17 protein-coding genes are annotated in these 20,172 nt (G+C 58.6%); 4 read left to right on the top strand and 13 right to left on the bottom strand.

Going from position 1 to position 20,172, the window contains the following annotated elements:
• The first annotated feature begins 76 nt into the window (after positions 1–76).
• The 4 genes from AC0IXH_RS18000 to AC0IXH_RS18015 all read left to right on the top strand — a co-directional run bounded on the left by AC0IXH_RS18000 (position 77) and on the right by AC0IXH_RS18015 (position 5,949).
• Positions 77–2,035 carry a methyl-accepting chemotaxis protein gene (locus AC0IXH_RS18000; RefSeq protein WP_346568306.1) on the top strand — a complete coding sequence of 653 codons (1,959 nt, stop codon included), beginning with the start codon at positions 77–79 and terminating at the stop codon, positions 2,033–2,035.
• A 312-nt stretch (positions 2,036–2,347) separates the two neighbouring features.
• Positions 2,348–3,853, top strand: coding sequence for a sugar ABC transporter ATP-binding protein (locus AC0IXH_RS18005; protein WP_471720784.1), 1,506 nt, complete (start codon positions 2,348–2,350; stop codon positions 3,851–3,853).
• A complete protein-coding gene (locus AC0IXH_RS18010) occupies positions 3,850–4,848 on the top strand; it encodes an ABC transporter permease (RefSeq protein WP_471720785.1) in 999 nt (332 codons plus the stop codon). Before AC0IXH_RS18005 ends, AC0IXH_RS18010 begins: the two co-directional genes overlap by 4 nt.
• Positions 4,849–4,881: 33 nt before the next feature.
• On the top strand, positions 4,882–5,949 hold the full coding sequence (locus AC0IXH_RS18015) for a sugar ABC transporter substrate-binding protein (protein WP_013204526.1): 1,068 nt from the start codon (positions 4,882–4,884) through the stop codon (positions 5,947–5,949).
• 60 nt (positions 5,950–6,009) lie between these two features.
• Here the strand turns inward: AC0IXH_RS18015 and AC0IXH_RS18020 are convergent, their stop codons facing one another.
• From AC0IXH_RS18020 to AC0IXH_RS18080, 13 genes are all read right to left on the bottom strand, one after another.
• Positions 6,010–6,372: a YibL family ribosome-associated protein gene (locus AC0IXH_RS18020; protein ID WP_013204525.1), complete on the bottom strand. Its 363-nt coding sequence runs from the start codon at positions 6,370–6,372 to the stop codon at positions 6,010–6,012.
• Positions 6,373–6,443: 71 nt separating this feature from the next.
• Positions 6,444–6,989: a mannitol operon repressor MtlR gene (mtlR, locus tag AC0IXH_RS18025; protein ID WP_041692167.1), complete on the bottom strand. Its 546-nt coding sequence runs from the start codon at positions 6,987–6,989 to the stop codon at positions 6,444–6,446.
• Between the two features lie 65 nt (positions 6,990–7,054).
• Positions 7,055–8,203: a mannitol-1-phosphate 5-dehydrogenase gene (gene mtlD, locus AC0IXH_RS18030; protein WP_013204523.1), complete on the bottom strand. Its 1,149-nt coding sequence runs from the start codon at positions 8,201–8,203 to the stop codon at positions 7,055–7,057.
• Positions 8,204–8,304: 101 nt separating this feature from the next.
• Positions 8,305–10,236 carry a PTS mannitol transporter subunit IICBA gene (locus AC0IXH_RS18035; RefSeq protein ID WP_134823094.1) on the bottom strand — a complete coding sequence of 644 codons (1,932 nt, stop codon included), beginning with the start codon at positions 10,234–10,236 and terminating at the stop codon, positions 8,305–8,307.
• A 432-nt stretch (positions 10,237–10,668) separates the two neighbouring features.
• On the bottom strand, positions 10,669–11,094 hold the full coding sequence (locus AC0IXH_RS18040; protein WP_471720786.1) for a hypothetical protein: 426 nt from the start codon (positions 11,092–11,094) through the stop codon (positions 10,669–10,671).
• A gap of 288 nt (positions 11,095–11,382) precedes the next feature.
• A complete protein-coding gene (locus tag AC0IXH_RS18045; RefSeq protein ID WP_053141138.1) occupies positions 11,383–12,099 on the bottom strand; it encodes a DUF3053 domain-containing protein in 717 nt (238 codons plus the stop codon).
• A 140-nt stretch (positions 12,100–12,239) separates the two neighbouring features.
• Positions 12,240–13,841 carry a gamma-glutamyltransferase family protein gene (locus AC0IXH_RS18050; RefSeq protein ID WP_471720787.1) on the bottom strand — a complete coding sequence of 534 codons (1,602 nt, stop codon included), beginning with the start codon at positions 13,839–13,841 and terminating at the stop codon, positions 12,240–12,242.
• Positions 13,842–13,857: 16 nt separating this feature from the next.
• Positions 13,858–14,733 carry an ABC transporter permease gene (locus AC0IXH_RS18055; RefSeq protein WP_053141141.1) on the bottom strand — a complete coding sequence of 292 codons (876 nt, stop codon included), beginning with the start codon at positions 14,731–14,733 and terminating at the stop codon, positions 13,858–13,860.
• Between the two features lie 2 nt (positions 14,734–14,735).
• The gene (locus AC0IXH_RS18060; RefSeq protein ID WP_013204517.1) at positions 14,736–15,677 is read right to left on the bottom strand and encodes an ABC transporter permease; all 942 of its coding nucleotides are present in this window, start codon (positions 15,675–15,677) and stop codon (positions 14,736–14,738) included.
• 14 nt (positions 15,678–15,691) lie between these two features.
• Positions 15,692–17,206, bottom strand: a complete 1,515-nt coding sequence (locus AC0IXH_RS18065) for an ABC transporter substrate-binding protein (protein WP_471720788.1) — start codon at positions 17,204–17,206, stop codon at positions 15,692–15,694.
• Positions 17,203–18,291 (bottom strand): ABC transporter ATP-binding protein, encoded by a 1,089-nt coding sequence (locus AC0IXH_RS18070; protein ID WP_471720789.1) that lies wholly within the window; start codon positions 18,289–18,291, stop codon positions 17,203–17,205. The genes AC0IXH_RS18065 and AC0IXH_RS18070 overlap by 4 nt, the downstream gene beginning before the upstream one ends.
• The gene (locus AC0IXH_RS18075; RefSeq protein ID WP_471720790.1) at positions 18,288–19,292 is read right to left on the bottom strand and encodes an ABC transporter ATP-binding protein; all 1,005 of its coding nucleotides are present in this window, start codon (positions 19,290–19,292) and stop codon (positions 18,288–18,290) included. Before AC0IXH_RS18075 ends, AC0IXH_RS18070 begins: the two co-directional genes overlap by 4 nt.
• The gene (locus tag AC0IXH_RS18080; RefSeq protein ID WP_013204513.1) at positions 19,289–20,008 is read right to left on the bottom strand and encodes a FadR/GntR family transcriptional regulator; all 720 of its coding nucleotides are present in this window, start codon (positions 20,006–20,008) and stop codon (positions 19,289–19,291) included. Before AC0IXH_RS18080 ends, AC0IXH_RS18075 begins: the two co-directional genes overlap by 4 nt.
• Positions 20,009–20,172: the final 164 nt, after the last annotated feature.

Genomic DNA, 20,172 nt, shown 5'->3' on the forward strand with positions numbered 1-20,172 from the left:
GGATCACCATACCTGGCGAACGCGCAGTCCATCTGCTCGCCGCCATACGCTATCGGGTCACGGGAAAATAATAAAAATGATTAACAGCATTAAACGTCGCATCGAGAACCTCAACGTCGGCAGGAAGCTCGGTTCCGGTTTCGCCCTGGTTTTGCTGCTGGCTGCGCTGATTGCGGCCGTCGGCATCCAGAAATTCAACAACGTGAAAGAGCGGACCGACAAGGTCGACTTCAGCCACGCCATCAGCAGCGATATCAGCGCTGCGCTGGACAGCCAGAAGCAGTATCAGCTGTTCTTTGACGAGAAAGAGATCGCCCTCAGCCAGAAAAAAATCGCCGACGCGCTGGGGCTGTTCGACAAGATGATGAGCACCTCGGTATTTGATGCCGAAAGCCGCGCGTGGCTGAACACCTTCCCTGGGCTGGTCAAAGCCTACCAGCAGGCGCAGTCCAACTATGTCAACGCGGTGAACACCCGCGATGGCATCAAAAACAGCTGGAACCTCTCGGCCAGTGAAGCGGCCTTCCTCGACCTGAAGCAAGAGCTGGGGCCGACCGCCGATCTGCAGTTGCAGGTGCTGATGGGCAAGCTGGACTATGCCTTGCTGGACGTGCATTACGCCGTGCGCGGCCTGATTGCCGGGCCTTCCGAGCAAACGGCGGCGATATTGAGCGCCTCGGCAGATAATGCGGCGGTGACGCTGGATACTTTTGCCAGCCTGGTGACGCCCGCGCAGGAAGCCACGCTGCAGCCGCTGAAAAACCGCCTGATTAGCTATAAGGCCAGCGTGCTGTCCTACGTTCCGGCGTATCAGGAACAGAAAGCCGCGGCCGCGGTGATGATTAAGCAGGCTGCGGAGATGAATAAGCTGGTGGAAGCGCTGGTACAAAAACAGTTGAGAATGACCCGCGAGAACGTCGCCACCGCCATTACCACCATGTCTGCGGTCACCTTCGCCGCGCTGGTGCTGGGCATTATTATCGCCATGGTCATTACCCGCCAGATCACCCGTCCGCTGCGTGACACGCTGGAAACCACCGAGCGTATCGCCAACGGCGATCTGAGCGTCAGGGTGAACACCGAGCGCCGCGATGAGCTGGGGCAACTGATGAGCGCGGTGGGCATCATGAGCGATAATCTGCGTCAGATCATTGGCGAAATCCGCTCGGGCGTCAGTCAGGTGGCCCATGCGGCGGCGGAAATCAGCGCCGGCAATACCGACCTCTCTTCCCGCACCGAGCAGCAGGCTGCCGCCGTTGAGCAAACCGCCGCCAGCATGGAGCAGTTAAGCTCCACGGTAAAACAGAACGCCGATAACGCGCACCACGCCAGCAAGCTGGCGTCTGAGGCCTCAACCACCGCTCAGACCGGTGGCCGACAGGTGAAAGACGTGGTGGAAACCATGCAGCAAATTTCGCAAAGCTCGAAGCGCATCGCCGATATCACCACCACCATCAACAGCATCGCGTTCCAGACCAATATTCTGGCGCTGAATGCGGCGGTGGAAGCCGCGCGTGCCGGTGAACAGGGCCGTGGTTTTGCAGTCGTCGCCAGCGAGGTGCGCAACCTGGCCCAGCGTTCGGCACAGGCGGCAAAAGAGATTGAAGGGCTGATTAAAGAGTCGGTGGATCGCGTTAACAGCGGTGCGCAGCTGGTCGAAAATACCGGAATGACGATGCAGGATATCGTGCAGTCGGTCTCCAACGTGCGTGACATTATGGGTGAAATTGCCTCCGCCTCTGACGAGCAGAGCCGCGGTATCAGCCAGGTGTCGACGGCAGTGGTGGAGATGGACAACACCACCCAGCAAAACGCCGCGCTGGTGGAAGAATCCGCCGCCGCCGCGAATTCGCTGGAAGAGCAGGCGATGTTGTTAAGCCAGGCGGTAGCGGTGTTCCGCCTGTCCGCCGATGAAGGTGTTGCGGGCCGCAAGGTGCCTGGCCCGGCGATGCCAGCACCGCTGCGCTCAACGCTAACGGCCCCGAAAGCCATCACCCCAACCCAGCTCAGCGAAGCGAATTGGGAAACGTTCTGACAACGATGGCCGCCCCTTTGGGGGCGGTAAGTGGCCCGCAAAATAAGCCGTCAGTAATGACGGTTTTTTTATGCCCCTTGATCTTCGCGGTCGGTGGGTTCCACGCCGAGTGAAATGCTGCCTGTTGTCATTATCCCCCCGGATTATGCTGGATACCGCTGTCTCACTGGTTTTAACCGCTTATATGGCTGGATGTCTGGATGGCTAATAACGTTTTGTGTTAGCTTATGCGCTTTCGTTCGTTGCCAGCCGTAACAATCCAATAAAAAATGCGGCAACCTGTTTTGTTCACCTGCCAGAGAGTTATTGTTCATGACTGTGGTAAATCGCGTTGAAATGCGTCAAATCTCCATCGCTTTTGGCGGTTTTACAGCCCTGAATGGCGTTGATTTCAGCCTTGAAGGCCACTCGGTGCATGCGCTGACCGGGGCAAACGGGGCCGGGAAGTCGACGCTGATGGCAGTACTGTCCGGCGCTTACGATCACTACAGCGGTGACATCCTGCTCGATGGCCAGCCGGTCAGCATCCGTTCCCCGCGTGATGCCAAGCAGCTGGGTATTCATCTGGTGCAGCAGGAAGTGGATGTGGCGCTGGTGCCGACGCTCAGCGTGGCGGAAAACATCATGCTGGATCGCCTGGCCGAAGGCGGACAGGTCTACCACTGGGGCGAAGTGCGCAAACAGGCGCGCGCGTTGCTGGCGCAGCTTGACGTCTCGCTGGACGTCCGTCGCCGCATCGATCAATGCACGCTGGCCGAGAAGCAGCAAATTCTGCTGGCCCGCGCGCTTTCCCACCACTGCCGTTTTCTGATCCTCGATGAGCCCACGGCGCCGCTGGATCAAAACGAAAGCGAGCGCTTATTCGCCGTCGTACGCCGGCTGAAAAGCAACGGCATCGGCGTGGTGTTTATCTCCCACCGCATCCACGAGCTGCGCGCCATTTGCGATCAACTGACCGTGCTGCGCGATGGCCGCTTGATTGAAACCTGCCCGATGGCCCAGCTGGATGGCGAGCAGATTGTCGAGAAGATGCTCGGGCATCAGCTGGACGACATTTACCCGCCGCGCCGACCGCCGTTCAGTAATGAGATCCTGCTGAAGGTTGACGGCCTGCACGACGATGCGCTGCTGCAGGACATCTCGCTGACGCTGCGCAAAGGCGAAATCCTCGGCCTTGCCGGACTGGCCGGCGCGGGGAAAACCGAACTGTGCAAAGCGCTGTTTGGTGCCAGTAATAGCCGCGTGGAGAAGGGTGAGCTGCACGGCAAGCCGTGGAAACCCTCTTCCCCGCACGCCGCGGTCGACAACCGTATGGCGCTGATCCCGGAAGAGCGCCGCAAAGAAGGCATTTTTATTGATGAGTCGGTGGCGATGAACCTCAGCGTCACCGCAGATAACAGCTTCTCACGCTGGAGTCTGTTTGGTCACCGTCAGGCCTGGCAATGGGCCGAAGAGGTGATCAACAAGCTGGGCGTGCGCACCACCGGCCCACAACAAACGCTGCGTCGCCTGTCGGGCGGCAACCAGCAGAAAGTGGCGATCGGCAAATGGCTGCGCAACGACGCAGACGTGCTGATTTTTGATGAGCCGACCAAAGGCGTCGATATCAAAGCCAAAACCGACCTGTTCGAACTGATTGATGGTCTGGCCCGCCAGGGAAAAGGGGTGATTTATGCCTCCGGCGAATTCGCCGAACTGGTGGGCTTATGCGATCGCATTTGCGTGCTCTGGGACGGGCGTATCGTGGCAGAAATGGATGCCAGTGACGTTGATGAAGAAACGCTTTTACTTTATTCCACCGGAGGAACGCCTGCGTGAGCAGCAAAGATATTTCCCTGAAGGCTGCGCCCTCTGTGCGCCACCAACTGTTTGAATTTCTCTATAAATGGGGAATGTTGCTGACGGTGGTCGCGCTGATCGCCGCCTTTGGCCTGGCGTCAGACAGCTTCCTTGAACCCACTAACATCATCAATATCCTGCGCTCTATCGCCATCGTCACGGTGATTGCGATTGGGGTGTCGATTTCCCTGACCATCGGCGGATTCGACCTCTCGGTGGGCTCGACCGCCTCGCTGGCCAACTCCCTGGTGATCTCACTGTTCGTCTGGTACGGCTACGGCTCGACGGAAGCCATCGTCATCACCCTGCTGCTGTGCACGCTGGTTGGGCTGTTCAACGCCTTTCTCATCGTGATCCTGCGCATTCCCGACATGTTGGCGACATTAGCCAGCCTGTTTGTGGTGCAGGGGGTGGCGATGACCTACAGCTTCGGCGGCTCGATTACCGAAAATATGGTGATGCCGAGCGGCGATATGGCGGAAGGGACCATCCCGGCCAACTTCTCGCTGCTGGGGCAGGTGCCGACCATCGTGATCATCATGCTGGTGGTGACGGTCGTTGCGCAGCTGGGCCTTTCGCTGACCAAACACGGTCGCCGTATGTATGCGATTGGCGGCAATCCTGAGGCGGCGCGTCTGTCCGGGATCCGCACCAACCGCTACCGGGTGCTGGCCTACGTCATGGCTTCACTGCTGGCGGGACTGGGCGGGATTTTGCTGGCGTCCCGTATTGGTTCTTCGCAGGTCAATGCCGGTGGCGGCTATCTGATGGATGCCGTGGCGGCGGCCTGGATCGGTTTTTCTCTGGCGGGCTCCGGCAAGCCAAACGCGCTGGGAACGCTGGTGGGTGCCATCATCCTTGGCGTGTTACAGAACGGACTGGTGATGCTCTCGGTGCCGTATTACGCGATGGATATCATCAAAGGCCTGGTGCTGGCTATCGCACTGGCCATTACCTACATCCAGCGCCGCTAGGCGCTTACTTCTTCAGACAGGGTAAACATAATAATGAAAAAACTGACTACATCGTTGCTGGCGTTGAGCCTGCTGATCGCCGTACCTGCCTTTGCTGACACGGCTGCGGTGCCTGCCGCTATCGCTAATCACGACGGCCCGATCCGTATCGCGGTGATCCGTAACCTCGGTTCGGATGACAACACTACGCAGTTCGTTGCCGGTGCCATTCAGGAAGGCCGCAAGCTGGGCTTTAAGGTCAGCACCTTCCTCAGCAACGGCGACGACGCGCGTTTCCAGGACTTCGTTAATCAGGCGATCAGCCAGAAGTATGACGGCATCATCCTGTCGCACGGTAAAGACCCGTACTCCACGGCGCTGGTGAAGCGCATTACCGATGCCGGCATCAAGGTGTCAGTGTTCGATACGCCGGTGAACCAGCCGATTGCAGGCGTGACGGTCACCGCGCAGGACGATGCGTCGCTGGCGCAGCTGTCGCTGGACCAGCTGATCAAAGACACCAACGGCAAGGCCAATATCGTCAAGCTGTGGGTGGCGGGCTTCCCGGCGATGGAACGTCGTCAGGTGGTGTATGAGAAAGTGCTGAAGGCCAATCCAGGTCTGCATCAGCTGGAATCAATCGGTGCGGTTTCTTCCGACGTGCAGGGCGATACCGCCAACAAAATTGGCGCCATTCTGGCGAAATACCCGAAAGGCAAAATCGATGCGATTTGGGGTTCATGGGATGCGTTCGCGCAGGGCGCCTATAAAGCCTTGCAGGAGAATGGCCGTACCGAGATCAAACTATACAGCATCGATGTCTCCAACCAGGATCTGCAGTTGATGCACCAGAAAGACAGCCCGTGGAAGCAAACGGTGGCGGTCGACAGCAAGCTGATTGGTGCGACAAATATGCGTCTGGTGGCCAACAAAATTGGCGGCGAAACCACGCCAGCGACCTACCAGTTTAAAGCGGCGGCGATCTCTCAGGCGCAGCTGGCGGCACAGTCTGGCGCGGTCAACGTGTCGACGCTGAACAAAATCATTCCAGGCTGGGGCGAATCGACTGACTTCGTTGCGCCGTGGTTCGCCACGCTGCAGGCGAAATACGCCAAAAAATAAGCCGGATCCCCAAATGAAAAATGCCCGCATATGCGGGCATTTTTATCGGCGAAAGCGCGATTAGAAAGCGGTTTTCGCGAAGCCGGTCATCTCCTGCAGGCCCATCTCACGACCTAATGCGGTCATCGGATGCACCACAACCAGGCCACGAACGCTCTTTTTGAACGCGCCCATATTGGCCTGCTCTTTCTTGGTGATGGCACGGCTGAACGGCATATCTTTCAGCTTCTGCGCTTCCGCACTCAGCTTCTGCTCGCGAACGCCACGCAGACGCTCCAGCTCTTCGATCAGCTTGTCTTTCTCTTTCAGCAGTTCGCCGAGCTTTTCCGTGTCGCCGGACGCCAGCAGTGGCTGCTCTTTGTAGTTCAGGGCATCCAGCTTATCGCTGAGGATCCTGATTTCTGCCTGGACTTCTTCTTTCATTGTCATTAACCGTGAAGTGATTCATTGCCGCAAGGATACACAATGCGACGGCAAGAGGGAAAGGTGACGCGTTACTTTTTGAACGCTTGCTTCAGGCTGATGCGCGAAATCAGTTCGGTCAAAGAAAGCACCATCGTCGATCTGACCACCTGCTGATAGCGTTGCTGCAGCATGGCGCGCAGCTCGGCATCATCGCTGGAGAGGTCAGGGCGCGGCGGAAATGCCGTCACGCAATGCAGTTCGCCAAACGGGCCTAACAGTTCATCATCGGTAAAACGGTACTCGGTGCCATCATCGTTCAGCGCTTCACGCAGCGCCATCAGCAGTTCGGCATCTTCATACTCGCTCCGGCTGATCACGCCGAGGCCGTAAATCAGTTTCAGCCGCACAGACAGTTCGCCCAGCGGGCCATCACCCAGTAACAGCGGTTCTACCGCATACTTCACCGCGTAGTCATCCTTGCGAAACACCTGGATCACCAACAGGTTCACCGCCTCCGCCAGCAGCTCAACCGCCGCGATCAGAAAGCTTCTGACCGTTCGTCCGGTGTTCAGGCGTTCAAGCACCCGATTCTCAAAAGCCTGTGGTTTTTCCATGAGAGCCTGCATATCGTTCATCACCAGGCGAGGGCCGCCTTTAAGGGCACGCGTGTGCCCTGTCCGTTCATCCGTTGAAGTGGGCGTTACGCCATGGCATCAAAGGCCTTCACCACATCAGCAACCACGTCGCTGTTTTCCTCAAGGCCTGATACCTGTGCCAGCGTCGCCTTGACGCCTTTGCTGTTCAGCAGCCCGACCAGCTCCTGAGCCTGCGGATCCTGATCGCTGCGATAATGCATCGCGGCGGCAATGCCGGTCACCAGGTTGGCGTGCGGCAGGCCGTACTCCAGCGTGCCCAGCGTGGGTTTGATCAGGCGATCGCCCGCGCTAAGCTTACGCAGCGGCTGGCGTCCAACGCGCTCGACGTCATCTTTCAGGTACGGGTTTTCAAAGCGGCCGAGAATTTTCTGGATATAGGCAGCATGCTTTTCAGCATCGAAATCATAACGCTTGATCAGCACCGCGCCGCTCTCTTCCATCGCACCTTTCACTACGGCACGCACCTTCTCATCGAGGATCGCATCGCGAATGGTCTGGTGCCCGGCCAGCTGGCCAAGATATGCGGTAATGGCATGTCCGGTGTTCAGCGTGAACAGCTTGCGCTCCACAAAGGCCATCAGATTATCGGTCAGTTCCATGCCCGGAATGGCGGGCAGATCGCCTTTGAACTGGGTTTTATCCACAATCCATTCGCTAAAGGTCTCGACGGTCACTTCCAGCGGATCGGTGGTGCCGGCTTCAGACGGTGGCACGATGCGGTCCACGGCGGAATCGACGAAGCCCACGTGCGCGTCAACAAAGGCGTGATACTGCTCTGGCAGCGCCTTCATCACGTGGCCTTTCAGCTGGGTAGTGCCGCGCACCATGTTCTCACAGGCGATAATGTTTAACGGGCGGGTATTACCGTTATCACTGCGTTTTGCCAGACCTTTCGCAATGCCACCGGCGATGCGTTCGAGGATCTGCGGGCCAACCGCCGTGGTAACGATATCAACCTCAGCGATCAGCGGGATGATGTCATCGCTGGTGCTGTTAACCGCATTCACGCCTTTGACGATCTCGACCTGAGCCTGCTCGCCAACCACATGAACCGGGTACTCATGACGGGCATTCAGCGCATCCAGAACCACCTGGTTAACGTCGGCAAACGTCAGCTGAATCCCGGCATCAGCCAGTAATTTTCCAATAAAACCGCGACCAATATTTCCGGCGCCAAAATGTAATGCTTTCATAATTTTTCCCGTATCAATGATCAGGGGCCGGACAAACCCGACCCTAAAAAAAGAGCCGGGCATGCCCGGCCCTGGGAGGTAATGCTTGTCTGCAACCCGGTTTAAGCGGGCTGTTTACCTGACAGCAGGTCCAGCACTTCCTGCACGTCGGTGGTGTTGATCAGTCGTTGGATCACCGACTCATCATCCAGCGCGTTGGTCAGGCTGGTAATCACCTGGATATGCTCGTTGTTACGGGCCGCGATGCCGATAACCAGACGGGCAATATCGTCCTCATCTTCACCAAAGCGTACGCCTTCCGGGTACTGGCAGAACACGATGCCGGTTTGCAGCACGCGGTCTTTTGCTTCGATGGTGCCGTGTGGCACGGCGATGGACTCACCCAGGTAAGTTGGGGTCAGTTTCTCACGATCCAGCATCGCCTGAACATATTCTGGCTCAACATAACCGCCTCTCACCAGCTGCTCACCGGCAAACCGGATGGCCTGCTCTTTATTGGTGGCGTGGTTGCCGAGGAAGATATTGCGGGCGCTCAGTTTGAACAGGTGTTCCTGACTCTCGTCGTAACTGTCGCTCAGCGTGGCGGTGACTTTCTCGCGATGACCGGCGGTGCGGTTAGCATCCACCAGACGGCTGGTCAGGTCGGTATACAGGCCGCTGTCGAGGAAGTTGGTCAGCGAAATGTGCTGCGCGTGCGGCGCCTGGCGCATGGCGCGTTCGGTCAGATCGCGGTGGGTGATCACCAGATCCACATCGCCCGGCAGGTTGTTGATGGCGGTGTTGGTCACGGAGATATTGGTCAGTCCGGCATCGTTCACCTTCTTACGCAATACACCCGCACCCATCGCACTTGAACCCATCCCGGCGTCACAGGCAACAATGATTTTGCGCACGTGGGTCAGGTCGCTGTTCATGCCGTCAGCCGAGGTGGTTGCGGTGCCAGACAGGCCTTTAGACTGCGCTTTCATTTCGCTAACACGACGGGTTGCAGCTTCGATATCGTCTTCTTCTTTCACCTTGCTGGTTTTCAGCAGGATAGCGGAGACCACGAAGGAGACGGCAAAGGCGGCAACAATCGCGGCGATGTTCGCGAAGTAAGCCCCTTTTGGCGTCATGGCCAGCACCGCCAGGATGGAACCCGGAGAGGCAGGTGACACCAGACCGCCGTGCAGCAGGGTCAGAGTGAACACGCCGGTCATACCACCGAGGATAACCGCCAGAATCAGGCGCGGGTTCATCAGCACGTACGGGAAGTAAATTTCGTGGATACCGCCGAGGAAGTGGATGATTGCCGCGCCGCCCGCAGACTGCTTAGCATTGCCACGACCAAAGAACATGTACGCCATCAGCACGCCCATACCCGGACCTGGGTTAGCTTCGATCAGGAAGAAGATCGACTTACCGGCTTCGCTGGCCTGCTGGATACCCAGTGGCGAGAAGATACCGTGGTTAATGGCGTTATTCAGGAACAGGATTTTCGCCGGTTCCACAAAGATGGAGGTTAATGGCAGCAGGTTGTTCTGCACCATCAGGTTCACGCCAGCGGCGAGAATATGGGACAAACCTTCAACCAACGGGCCGATAGCCAGGAACGCGAGGATCGCCAACAGCATGCCGATGATACCGGCAGAGAAGTTGTTGACCAGCATTTCGAAGCCGCTTTTGATTTTGCCGTCGACTAACGCATCGAATTTCTTGATTGCCCAGCCGCCGAGCGGGCCAGCAATCATCGATCCGAGGAACATTGGCATGTCCGCACCGACGATCACGCCCATGGTGGTGATAGCACCCACCACGCCGCCGCGATCGCCACCGACCAGACGACCACCGGTGTAGCCGATCAGTAACGGCAGCAGATAGGTGATCATTGGGCCGACCAGCTTGGCCATGGTTTCATTTGGCAGCCAGCCGGTAGGAATAAACAGCGCGGTGATGATACCCCAGGCGATAAACGCCCCGATGTTTGGCATCACCATGTTGCTCAGAAAGCGACCAAAGTTCTGGACCTTGATCTTGATATCTGATGAGGACATAAAAAAACACCCCTTATTGGTACGCGCTGACAAATAAGAGAGCGCGTTGATTTTTGTTTATGAGATTACGGCGGGGAGCCGTCTCTATCACTGTATGCAGGCGGACTCTAACACGCGAATATGACGCTGCGTAGCAAGCAGGAAAAGTGTGATGTATATCACTATGTTGGGTGGGGTAGAGGGGGTGTTTTAGTGATGAGCATCACACTTATGCAGTGTAAAAAAAAGACGCCGAACAATAAATAAGCAACACAGGCTGAATTGTGTGATTTTTGTCACGAATATGTGATGAGCCTTTGTGCGCGATGTGTGATGCAGATCACAATAAATCTACCGCGCAAAATGCGTGCGATCACAGTTACCCCCGGCTCGAAATCAACGGCTTAGCGGGATGTAATAAAATTACGGTCGCTTAACCCCATTCATGGTCAATTAATACGGCGACGCTTGCAGATAAACCGGAACGGAATAGACCCCTGAAGAGAGTCGATAACTGGCATTACTGTGATAAGAATAAACCTTCCCATGGACAGATAGGGAGAGGTTGCCGTTATCGACATTAATCACCGTGTCTTTGTCCGAGGTGATCAGAAAGGGCTTCGTTCCTTTCTTAATGCTGGCGGCAAAATCCCCCTCGCTTTTCGCCGCATCGTACAGATAGAAGCGATAGGACCAGGCGGTTGTGGCACCGGCATCACCTTCCGTGACATAAAGCACCGCCAGATTGCTGAGAGGGATTTTTTTAATAATGCTCTCCGAAAAAGGCGTTAAGTGGGAAAACCAAAAAATGCCGCCAGCCAGCAATATAGCCATCGGCATTAACAAATAACGTTTCTTAAAACCCCGAGCGTTTTGCAAAATCAATCCCTGCCCTTATCCACACCCGTTCGGCTGCATCAGGCGCAGGACCAGGCTGAAATTCCATTTCACTTATCGAGAAAAAGACTATCCCGGTTCTAAACTCGAATCATTGACACCCATCGTAAAAATGGACTGATAGCGTTCTGAAAAATCAGTCAATCCGTACCACAAGTTTACGATTCAGGAGAATGCGCGAAGGGAAAAACCGATAGAGGTAAGCAGAAATTTTAACGGGCGGAGCACGTCCGCCCGTTAAGGAAAGCGATCGCCATTAAGCCGGGCGGCTTACTGGAAACCGCCTTGCATGGCACTTTGCGCCTGGCCGAGCACCTGAGCGTTCGCAGACAGGTTTTGCATCAGCGTGTTGTACTGCTCGGCTTGCTGCTGCGTCGGGAACTGGATAGCCGGACCGTTAAAGGTCACTTTGCTGCCCTGCTGCTGCAGGAAGTCACCGGTCTGTACCGCATCCTGGCTCAGCGTCTGCAAGGCCGGTAACAGCGGCTGCAATGCGTTGGCCGGCTGGGTCACCACTTTGTTGTAGACGTTGTCATACACCGTTTTCAGCTCTTCCGGCTGCTTCAGCGCGGCCTTGCTGCTGTCGGCCTGGGTTTTGGCCGCCTGAATTTGCTGAGTCAGCACGCCCAGAGAACCACTGGCCTGGCGCAGCGAATCACGGCGCGTCAGGTAATCCTGTGGCGTGCGAATGGCGGAAAGCTCATCCACCACCGGCTTCATGCCGGAATCCACCGCGCGGTTAACCTGCTGTGAGAAACCATAAATGATGGCGTAATCGCTGACGTAATTGCCGAATTTCTGCTTCTGATCTTCGCTCAGGCTCGGCAAATGTTCGCCGCTGCGCATCACGGTGTTCTGCAGGAAATCGATGAAGGCTTTACGCTGGTCGGCTTCTTTATCGCCGCAACCAGTCAGTTGAAAGACCAGAACCAGTGCCATAAAAGGCACTAACAGACGCGAGCAGACGCGAAAGATTCCTGTCGTCATGGGAAGTAACTCCTGTAATTGTAGGGCTGGCAAGCTATCGGGGCGGCAGGCGCCGCACCTAAGAATAGTCCGTAAGGGACGGGGAGGACAGGGAAAAAAACGCCGGAAGGGCGAATAAATGCTGACTTCCGGCAGGGGACTCAGTAAACCAGCGCCTGGCCGTCTTTGCGACTTTCGGTGGCGGCAATATAGAAACCTTGCGGGTCGCGGACGATGGCCTGCGCGCCGCCGAAGTTATAGGTCTGCAGCGGATCTTCCACCACAATCTTGTGGCCCATCGCCCGCAGGGCGGCAAGGGTATTCAGCTGCATGGCGGGCTCCACGCTGACCTCACGTCCTTCCACCACCCGCCAGCGCGGCGCGTCAATCGCCGCCTGCGGATTCTGTTTCGCCAGCATGATGCGCAATGCCATCTGCAAATGGCCCTGGGCCTGCATCGGGCCGCCCATCACGCCAAACGACATCAGCGGCTGACCTTCCGCATCCAGCGCGAAGGCTGGAATGATGGTGTGGAAGGCGCGTTTGCTGGCGGCCACCACGTTCGGGTGCGCCTCGTCCAGCACAAAGCCCGCGCCGCGGTTTTGCAGGCTGATACCGGTGCCCGGCACCACCACACCTGAGCCGAAGCCCATAAAGTTCGACTGAATAAAGGAGACCATCATGCCGCTGGCATCGGCGGTGGACAGATACACCGTTCCGCTCTGCTTCGGCGCGCCGAAGGTGAAATCGCCGGCCTGGGTTGGGTCGATCAGCGCCGCACGGGTTTTCAGGTACTCGTCGCTCAGCAGCAGGTCCGCCGGAAACTCCATATGATCCTCATCGGCGATATAGCGCTCCAGATCGACCAGCGCCAGCTTCATCGCTTCAATCGACAGATGCAGCCACTGCACCGAATCCGGCTCATAACGGCCAATATCCCACTGCTCGAGAATGCCCAGCGCCATCAGCGTGGCGATGCCCTGGCCGTTGGGCGGCAACTCCTGCACCGAGCCGCCGGCAAACGGACGGGAGAGCATCTCAACCCAGTCCGCCTTGTGGTTCTTCAGGTCATCCAGCGTCAACGCCGCGCCGTGTTCTTTGGCAAAGGCGACAATTTTCTCGGCCAGTTCACCGCGATAGAACGACTCGCCGTTGGTGGCGGCGATTTTCTCCAGCGTGTCCGCCTGGTCCGGGTTACGGAACAGCTCACCGACTTTCGGCGGACGGCCTTCCGGCGCAAAACAGGCGCTGAAACCCGGCTGATCGCGCAGTTTGTTATAGCCGCGCACCCAAAGATGACCGATCAGCGGCGACACCGGGAAACCGTTGCGCGCATACTCAATCGCCGGCTGCGCCAGCGTGGTCAGCGGCAGGGTGCCAAACTTCTCCGCCAGCTCAACCCAGGCGGACACCGCGCCCGGCACGGTAACCGCATCCCAGCCAATTTCCGGCATCGCCGCAAGATGGGCGAAGGTCTCCCGCGACCAGGCGGCGGGCGCGCGGCCCGAGGCATTCAGCGCATGCAGTTTTTTCCCGTCCCAGACAATGGCAAAGGCATCGCTGCCAATGCCGTTGCCGGTCGGCTCAACCACCGTCAGCGCCATGGCGGTGGCAATCGCCGCATCCACCGCGTTGCCACCCAGTTGCAGCATCCTGATCCCCGCCTGTGCCGCCAGCGGCTGTGAGGCGGCCACCGCATTGCGGCCCATCATCGGCGCGCGGTAGGACGGGTAGCCGACGTTAAAATCACTGATTCCACTCATAGCAGTTCCTTAATGATTAATCGTTACGCGGATCGAGCGCATCGCGCAGTCCGTCGCCAAGCAGATTGAAGCCCTGCACGATAAGAAAAATGGCAAGACCAGGGAAAATCGACATCCACGGAGCCTGCTCCAGGAAGCCTTTGGCGGTGTTCAGCATCGCGCCCCAGGACGGGTTGGGCGGCTGCTGACCGAGGCCCAGGAACGACAGGCTGGCTTCGGTAATAATGGCGGAGGCAATCGCCAGCGTCGCCTGCACCAGAATCGGCGACATCACGTTGGGCAACACATACCGCAGCACGATCCAGCGGTCCGGCAGCCCGATGGCGCGGGCGCCGTCGATATACTCTTCATTGCGGATCGCAATCACCTGGCCACGGGTCAGGCGGGCAAAAATCGGCATCGCCGACAGGCCAATCGCGATCATCGCATTGCCGAGGCTGGGGCCGAGAAATGCGCCCAGCGCGATGGCGAGGATCAGGAACGGACAGGCCAGCAGCGCTTCAATAAAGCGCGAAATCACCCCATCCCAGATCCCCTGCCAGTAACCGGCAATCAGTCCCAGCGGCACGCCAATCAGAATGGCGATCATCACCGAGATACAGCCCGCCAGCAGCGAGGTGCGCGCGCCCCAAATCAGGCGGGAGAGCAGATCGCGTCCCAGCTCGTCGGTGCCTAACCAGTGCAGGGCCGACGGGGCTTTGCGCACCGCCATAAAATCGGCTTTGATCGGGTCAAAGGGCGCCAGCCAGGGCGCAAGCAGGGCGATCAGCACAAAGAAAATCACAATCACCGCGCCAATCACCGCGCTTTTATTGCCGAGGAATTTCTTCAGCACGCGGTTGGTCGGTTTACGCAGCGCAGCGGCGCTGCCGGCAGCCAGAACTTCACTCATCGTCAGCCTCGCATTTTCGGGTTAATCAGCACGTAGAGCACGTCCGCCAACAGGTTGAGCAGCAGAAAACCAATCGCCACCACCAGCACCACGCCCTGAACCACGGCGTAATCCCGGTTGAACACCGCATCAACGATCATTTTGCCGAAGCCCGGCAGGGTGAATACCTGCTCGGTCAGCACCGCGCCGCCGAGCAGTTCGCCAAACAGCAGGGTGGTCAGGGTGATCACCGGCACCAGCGCATTGCGGAAGGCGTGCTTGAGGATCACTTTGTTGGGCAGCAGGCCTTTCGCTCGCGCAGTGCGGATATAATCCGCCTTCAGCACCGCAATCATCGAGGCGCGGGTGTGGCGCATCAGCGTCGCCGCCAGCCCGGTGCCCAGCACCAGCGCCGGCAGCAGCAGGGTTTTCAGGTTCTGCGACAGGCTCTCGCTGAGCGAGACATACCCCGAGGCGGGCAGCCACTGAAGATGCACCGAAAACAGCAAAATCAGCAGGATGCCCAGCCAGAAGTGCGGCACCGAGATGCCCGAAAGCGCGACAAAGTTGGTGGTGTGATCAACCCAGCTGTTTTTGCGCACCGCGGCAATAATCCCCATGCTGATGCCGACCACCAGCGCCACAATCATCGCCAGCAGCGACAGCTCCAGCGTCACCGGCAGCTTGCTGGCAATCAGTGCGGTGACCGGCTCCTGGGTACGCAGCGAGGTGCCGAGATCACCACGCAGCGCATTGCCCAGCCAGTAGAGGTACTGCGTGGGCAGCGGATCGTTAAGGTGATACTGCTCGCGCAGTTGGGCAATCACCGCCGGATCGCGCTCTTCGCCCGCCATCGCCAGCACCGGGTCGCCCGGCAGCAGTTTCTGCAACGAGAACACCATAATGCTCACCAGGAACAGCGTCGGGATCGCCAGCAGCAGGCGTTTACAGATCAATTCCAGCATTGTCGCTCTCCGGCTTACGGGGCCATCTTCACGCCAGCCAGGCGTACCAGCCCGTCCGGCCAGGCCTTAAAGCCCTGCAGTTTCTTGTTCATGCCAAAAATGCGCGGCTCAAAGTAGAGATAGGCAATCGGCACATCGGTTTGTAGCTGCTTCACCACCTTGTCATACAGCGCCTGGCGGGTGGCCTGATCGTTGGTCTGGCGGGCTTCGGTCAGCCAGCTGTCCACCTGCGGATTGCTGTAACGACCGTCGTTCAGGGTGCCTTTGCTGTTGATAAACGAGAAGATGCTGCCGTCCGGATCGGGACGACCCGACCAGCCAGACAGGCTGAGCTGATAGTCCCCACGCTGCTGACGATCCAGCAGGGAAGCGAACTCGCTCATTTGCAGATTGACGTTAAAGCCCGCTTCGCTAACCATCGCCTGGATCACCTGACCGACCTGCTGAGAGGTTGGGTTATTGGTAACCAGCAGCGTAACGTTAACCGGCGTTTTCACGCCTGCGGCGGCCAGCAGGGCCTTGGCTTTTTCCACATCGCGCGGGGCGATGGGCAGTTTGACGTGATACGGACTGACCGGGGAAAACGCCTGATTGGCCGGGGTATATACGCCTTCAAACGCCACCTGATTCAGCGCATCGCGATCGATAGCCAGTGAGAAGGCTTCCCGCACGCGGGCATCTTTGGCGAACGGGTTGGCCGGATCGACCTTGCCGTTGGCGATGTTAAAAGTAATGCCCTGATAGCCGAGGCCGGTGGTTTTGGCGAGGGCCAGCTTGCTGTCGGCTTCAACGGTCTTCACATCGCTGGCGGCGATGCCTTCGGTCAGATCGAGGTCGCCAGAGCGCAGGTTAGCCAGGCGCACCGAGGCGTCCGGGATCGGCAGGAATACTACCTTATCGAAGTGGTAAGCGGCTTTATTCCAGTAATTTTCAAAACGCTTCAGCACGATACGGTCCTGCTGCACGCGGCTGACAAACTGATACGGGCCGGAACAGACCGGATGGGTGGCGAAGTCCGGTTTGGCGGCGGCTTTCGGGGCCAGCATCGCGCCGGCGCGGTCGGTCAGCTGGCTGAGCAGGGCGGCATCGGCGGTTTTCAGATGGAAAATCACCTGGGACGGCGACGCCACTTCTACCGACTCAATCGAGGAGATTTCGCTCTTACGCAGCGATCCCGGCAGCGTCAGCGCGCGGTCGATATTGAATTTCACCGCGTCTGCATCAAACGTCTCGCCGTCCTGGAACGTCACGCCCTGACGCAGATTCATGGTCAGCGTTTTGCCGTCTTCGCTCCATTTCCAGTCGGTCGCCAGGCCTGGCACCACCTTCAGATTTTCATCGACGTCCACCAGACGGTCGCACATCGCCGCAAAGACAAAACGGCCGTAGTAGGTGCGGGCCAGATGCGGATCGAGCATATCCGGATCGGCACCCAGGCCAATGCGCAAGGTGCTTTCTGCCTGAGCCTGCAGGCTGCCCAGCAGCATCAGGCCGCCAAAAGCGGTTAACAACGTGTGGCGTACTTTCATCGCGTCACTTCTCCAGAGGGGATTGAATGGTGTTTAACCGCTTGTTCAAACAGCGCACGACGCCGTAAAAAGGCGGAAGAAGGTGGAGCAATCGTGATTACGCTGCGGTCGCGGTTGATCTCCTGCCAGCGATGGCAGGCGATCTGGCGGCCGCCCGGTAAAACCTGGTGAATCGGCTCAACCAGCCGACATTCGTCGCTAACGTGCGGGCAACGGGTGTGAAAACGGCAGCCGGAGGGCGGATCGGCCGGATTGGGGAGATCGCCCTGCAACATCGGGATCGGGCGACTGACGCACGGCTGAAGCTGCGGTGCGGAGGCGATCAGCGCCTGGGTATAGGGATGTAGCGGCGCATCAAAAATCTCGTCCACCGTTGCCAGCTCAACAATCTGCCCGAGGTACATCACCGCCACGCGGTCGCTCATATGGCGGATCACCGCCAGGCCGTGCGCCACGATAATCATCGTCAGGCCGAACTGCTGCTTCAGGTTCTCCAGCAGATTGACCACCTGCGCCTGCACCGACACGTCCAGCGCGGAAACCGGCTCATCGCCCAGCAGCAGTTTGGGACCGGAAGCCAGCGCGCGGGCAATGCCGATACGCTGACGCTGGCCGCCGGAGAATTCGTGTGGATAGCGGCGGGACCAGGCCGCCGGCAGGCCGACCGTTTGCAGCAGATCGGCCACTTTTTCCTGACGTTGGCTGCTGGAGAGCGATTCATGCAGCCACAGCGGCTCGCCGACAATGCTTTCGACGTTCATGCGTGGATTGAGCGAGGCAAACGGGTCCTGGAAAATAATCTGCAGCTCGCGGCGCAGCTGATTCAGGCGCGCGCCGCTGGCCTGGGTAATCTCTTCGCCCTGATAAAACACCTTGCCCTGGGTCGGTGACAGCAGGCGCAGCAGCAGCCGGCCCAGCGTGGACTTGCCAGAGCCGGACTCGCCCACCACCGCCAGCGTCTCGCCTGGCATCACCTTCAGCGAAATACGATCGACGGCGGTGACCTGCGGATTGCGCTTAAACAGGCGCGATGGACCGGCAAAGGTTTTGCTCAGGTCGCTGCATTCCAGAATTGGCGTACTCATGCAATTTCTCCCAGCGTAATGTGCTGTTCCAGCGGCGCGCGGAAGCAGGCCACCTGATGACGGGGACCGAAGGCTTTCAGGCTGGGTTTATGCTGATGGCAGCGGGTTTCGGCAAAGGGACAGCGGGTGGCAAAGCGGCAGCCGGCCGGCATCTGTTCAGGCAGCGGCACGGTGCCCGGAATGGTCGCCAGCGCGGCACTGCGCGCGCCGAGGCTGGGGATCGAGCCCATCAGCCCGATGGTGTACGGATGCTGCGGATCGTTGAAAATTTCCTCCACGTCGCCGGTTTCCACCACCTGCCCGGCGTACATCACCGCCACGCGCTGCGCCACTTCCGCCACCACGCCGAGGTCGTGGGTGATCATCAGGACCGCGGTGCCGGTGTCGGCTTTCAGCGTGTTCAGCAGCGCGAGGATTTGCGCCTGAATGGTCACATCCAGCGCGGTGGTCGGTTCGTCGGCAATCAGCAGCTTCGGGTGGTTGATCAGCGCCATGGCGATCATCACGCGCTGGCGCATGCCGCCGGAGAGCTGATGAGGCCAGGCTTTCAGCCGCATTTCCGGCGCGGGGATCTGCACCTTTTCCAGGATCTGTAACGCCACCTTCATCGCCTCACGGCGGTTGACGTTGCGGTGACGCATCACCGCTTCGCTCAGCTGATCGCCCAGGGTGAACGCCGGGTTCAGCGAGGTCATCGGCTCCTGAAAAATCATCGCCAGCTGGTTGCCGCGAATGTCGGCGTAATCTCGCGGGCTTAAGGTCAGCAGGTTCTGCTCGAGGAAGGACAGGCTGCCGTGCTTCACTTCGGCGTTGGCGGGTAACAGCCCCATTAACGCCAGCGAGGTGATGCTTTTGCCGCAGCCGGATTCGCCGACCAGCGCCAGGGTTTCACCGGCATGGACCTCAAGCGAAATATTGTCCAGCACGCTGACCGGCGAGCCGGTGAACTGCACGTTGAGCTGGGAGACGGCCAGTACCGGGGAAGGTTGTTCAGGGCTCATGGTTGCTCCTCGTCGCCGCTGCTGATGGCTTCAATCAGCGCCTGTTGCAGGGCCAGCAGGTGCTCGCGCATCGCCGCTGCCGCTTCACGCGGCTGACGGGCGGCAATGTGCTGCACCAGGCGTTGATGATGGTCGTCATAGTTGTTGAGGCGATCCTGGGTGCGGGCCAGCTCGCGCAGATGCTGCCAGCTGGGCTCGCGGCGCACCGCATCAATGGCATCAAACAGGCCGAGCATCAGCCGGTTCCCCGCCGCTTCCGCGATGGCGCGGTGAAAGGCGCTGTCCCACAGTTCATGCTGATCGCCGTCGCCGAGCGTGATGCTCTGCATTCTTTCCAGCAGGCGTTTCAGCAGCGCAATCTGTTCATGGGTCGCCCGCAGCGCCGCCATCCGCGCCAGGCCCGGCTCCAGCTGCACGCGCGCCTCCATCACCTCCAGCAGATTGGACTGCTGCGGCAGATCCTGAAGCACCAGCGGCTGCACCGGCGCGGCCGGGCCAACAAAGGTGCCTTTACCCTGTTTGCGCCAGATCCGGCCTTCTTCTTCCAGCACATCCAGCGCCCGGCGAATTTCCCGGCGGCCGACGACAAAGCGTTCTGCCAGCTCGCGTTCGGTGGGCAGCGGCAGGTCAGGTTGCGCCTCGTGCTGTTGCAGCAGCTGGCGAAGCTTTTCCAGCGCGGAGCTGGAGTTAACGGCGGTTTCTGGCGTGTCACCCATAATTGGTTCGCTTGTTTACTCATCAGAAAAAGGGCGGTTATCGGCGCTTACCATCACAATTGGTGATAGTTTGCACAGTCTCTCTTTCTTTAAAGTAGGCAAGAACCGAACCAATTTTTTATTGGTTCATTAATTTGTGAGCCACGTCGCGCTAATTGATTGAA

It is taken from the genome of Erwinia sp. AC075 (assembly GCF_979253995.1).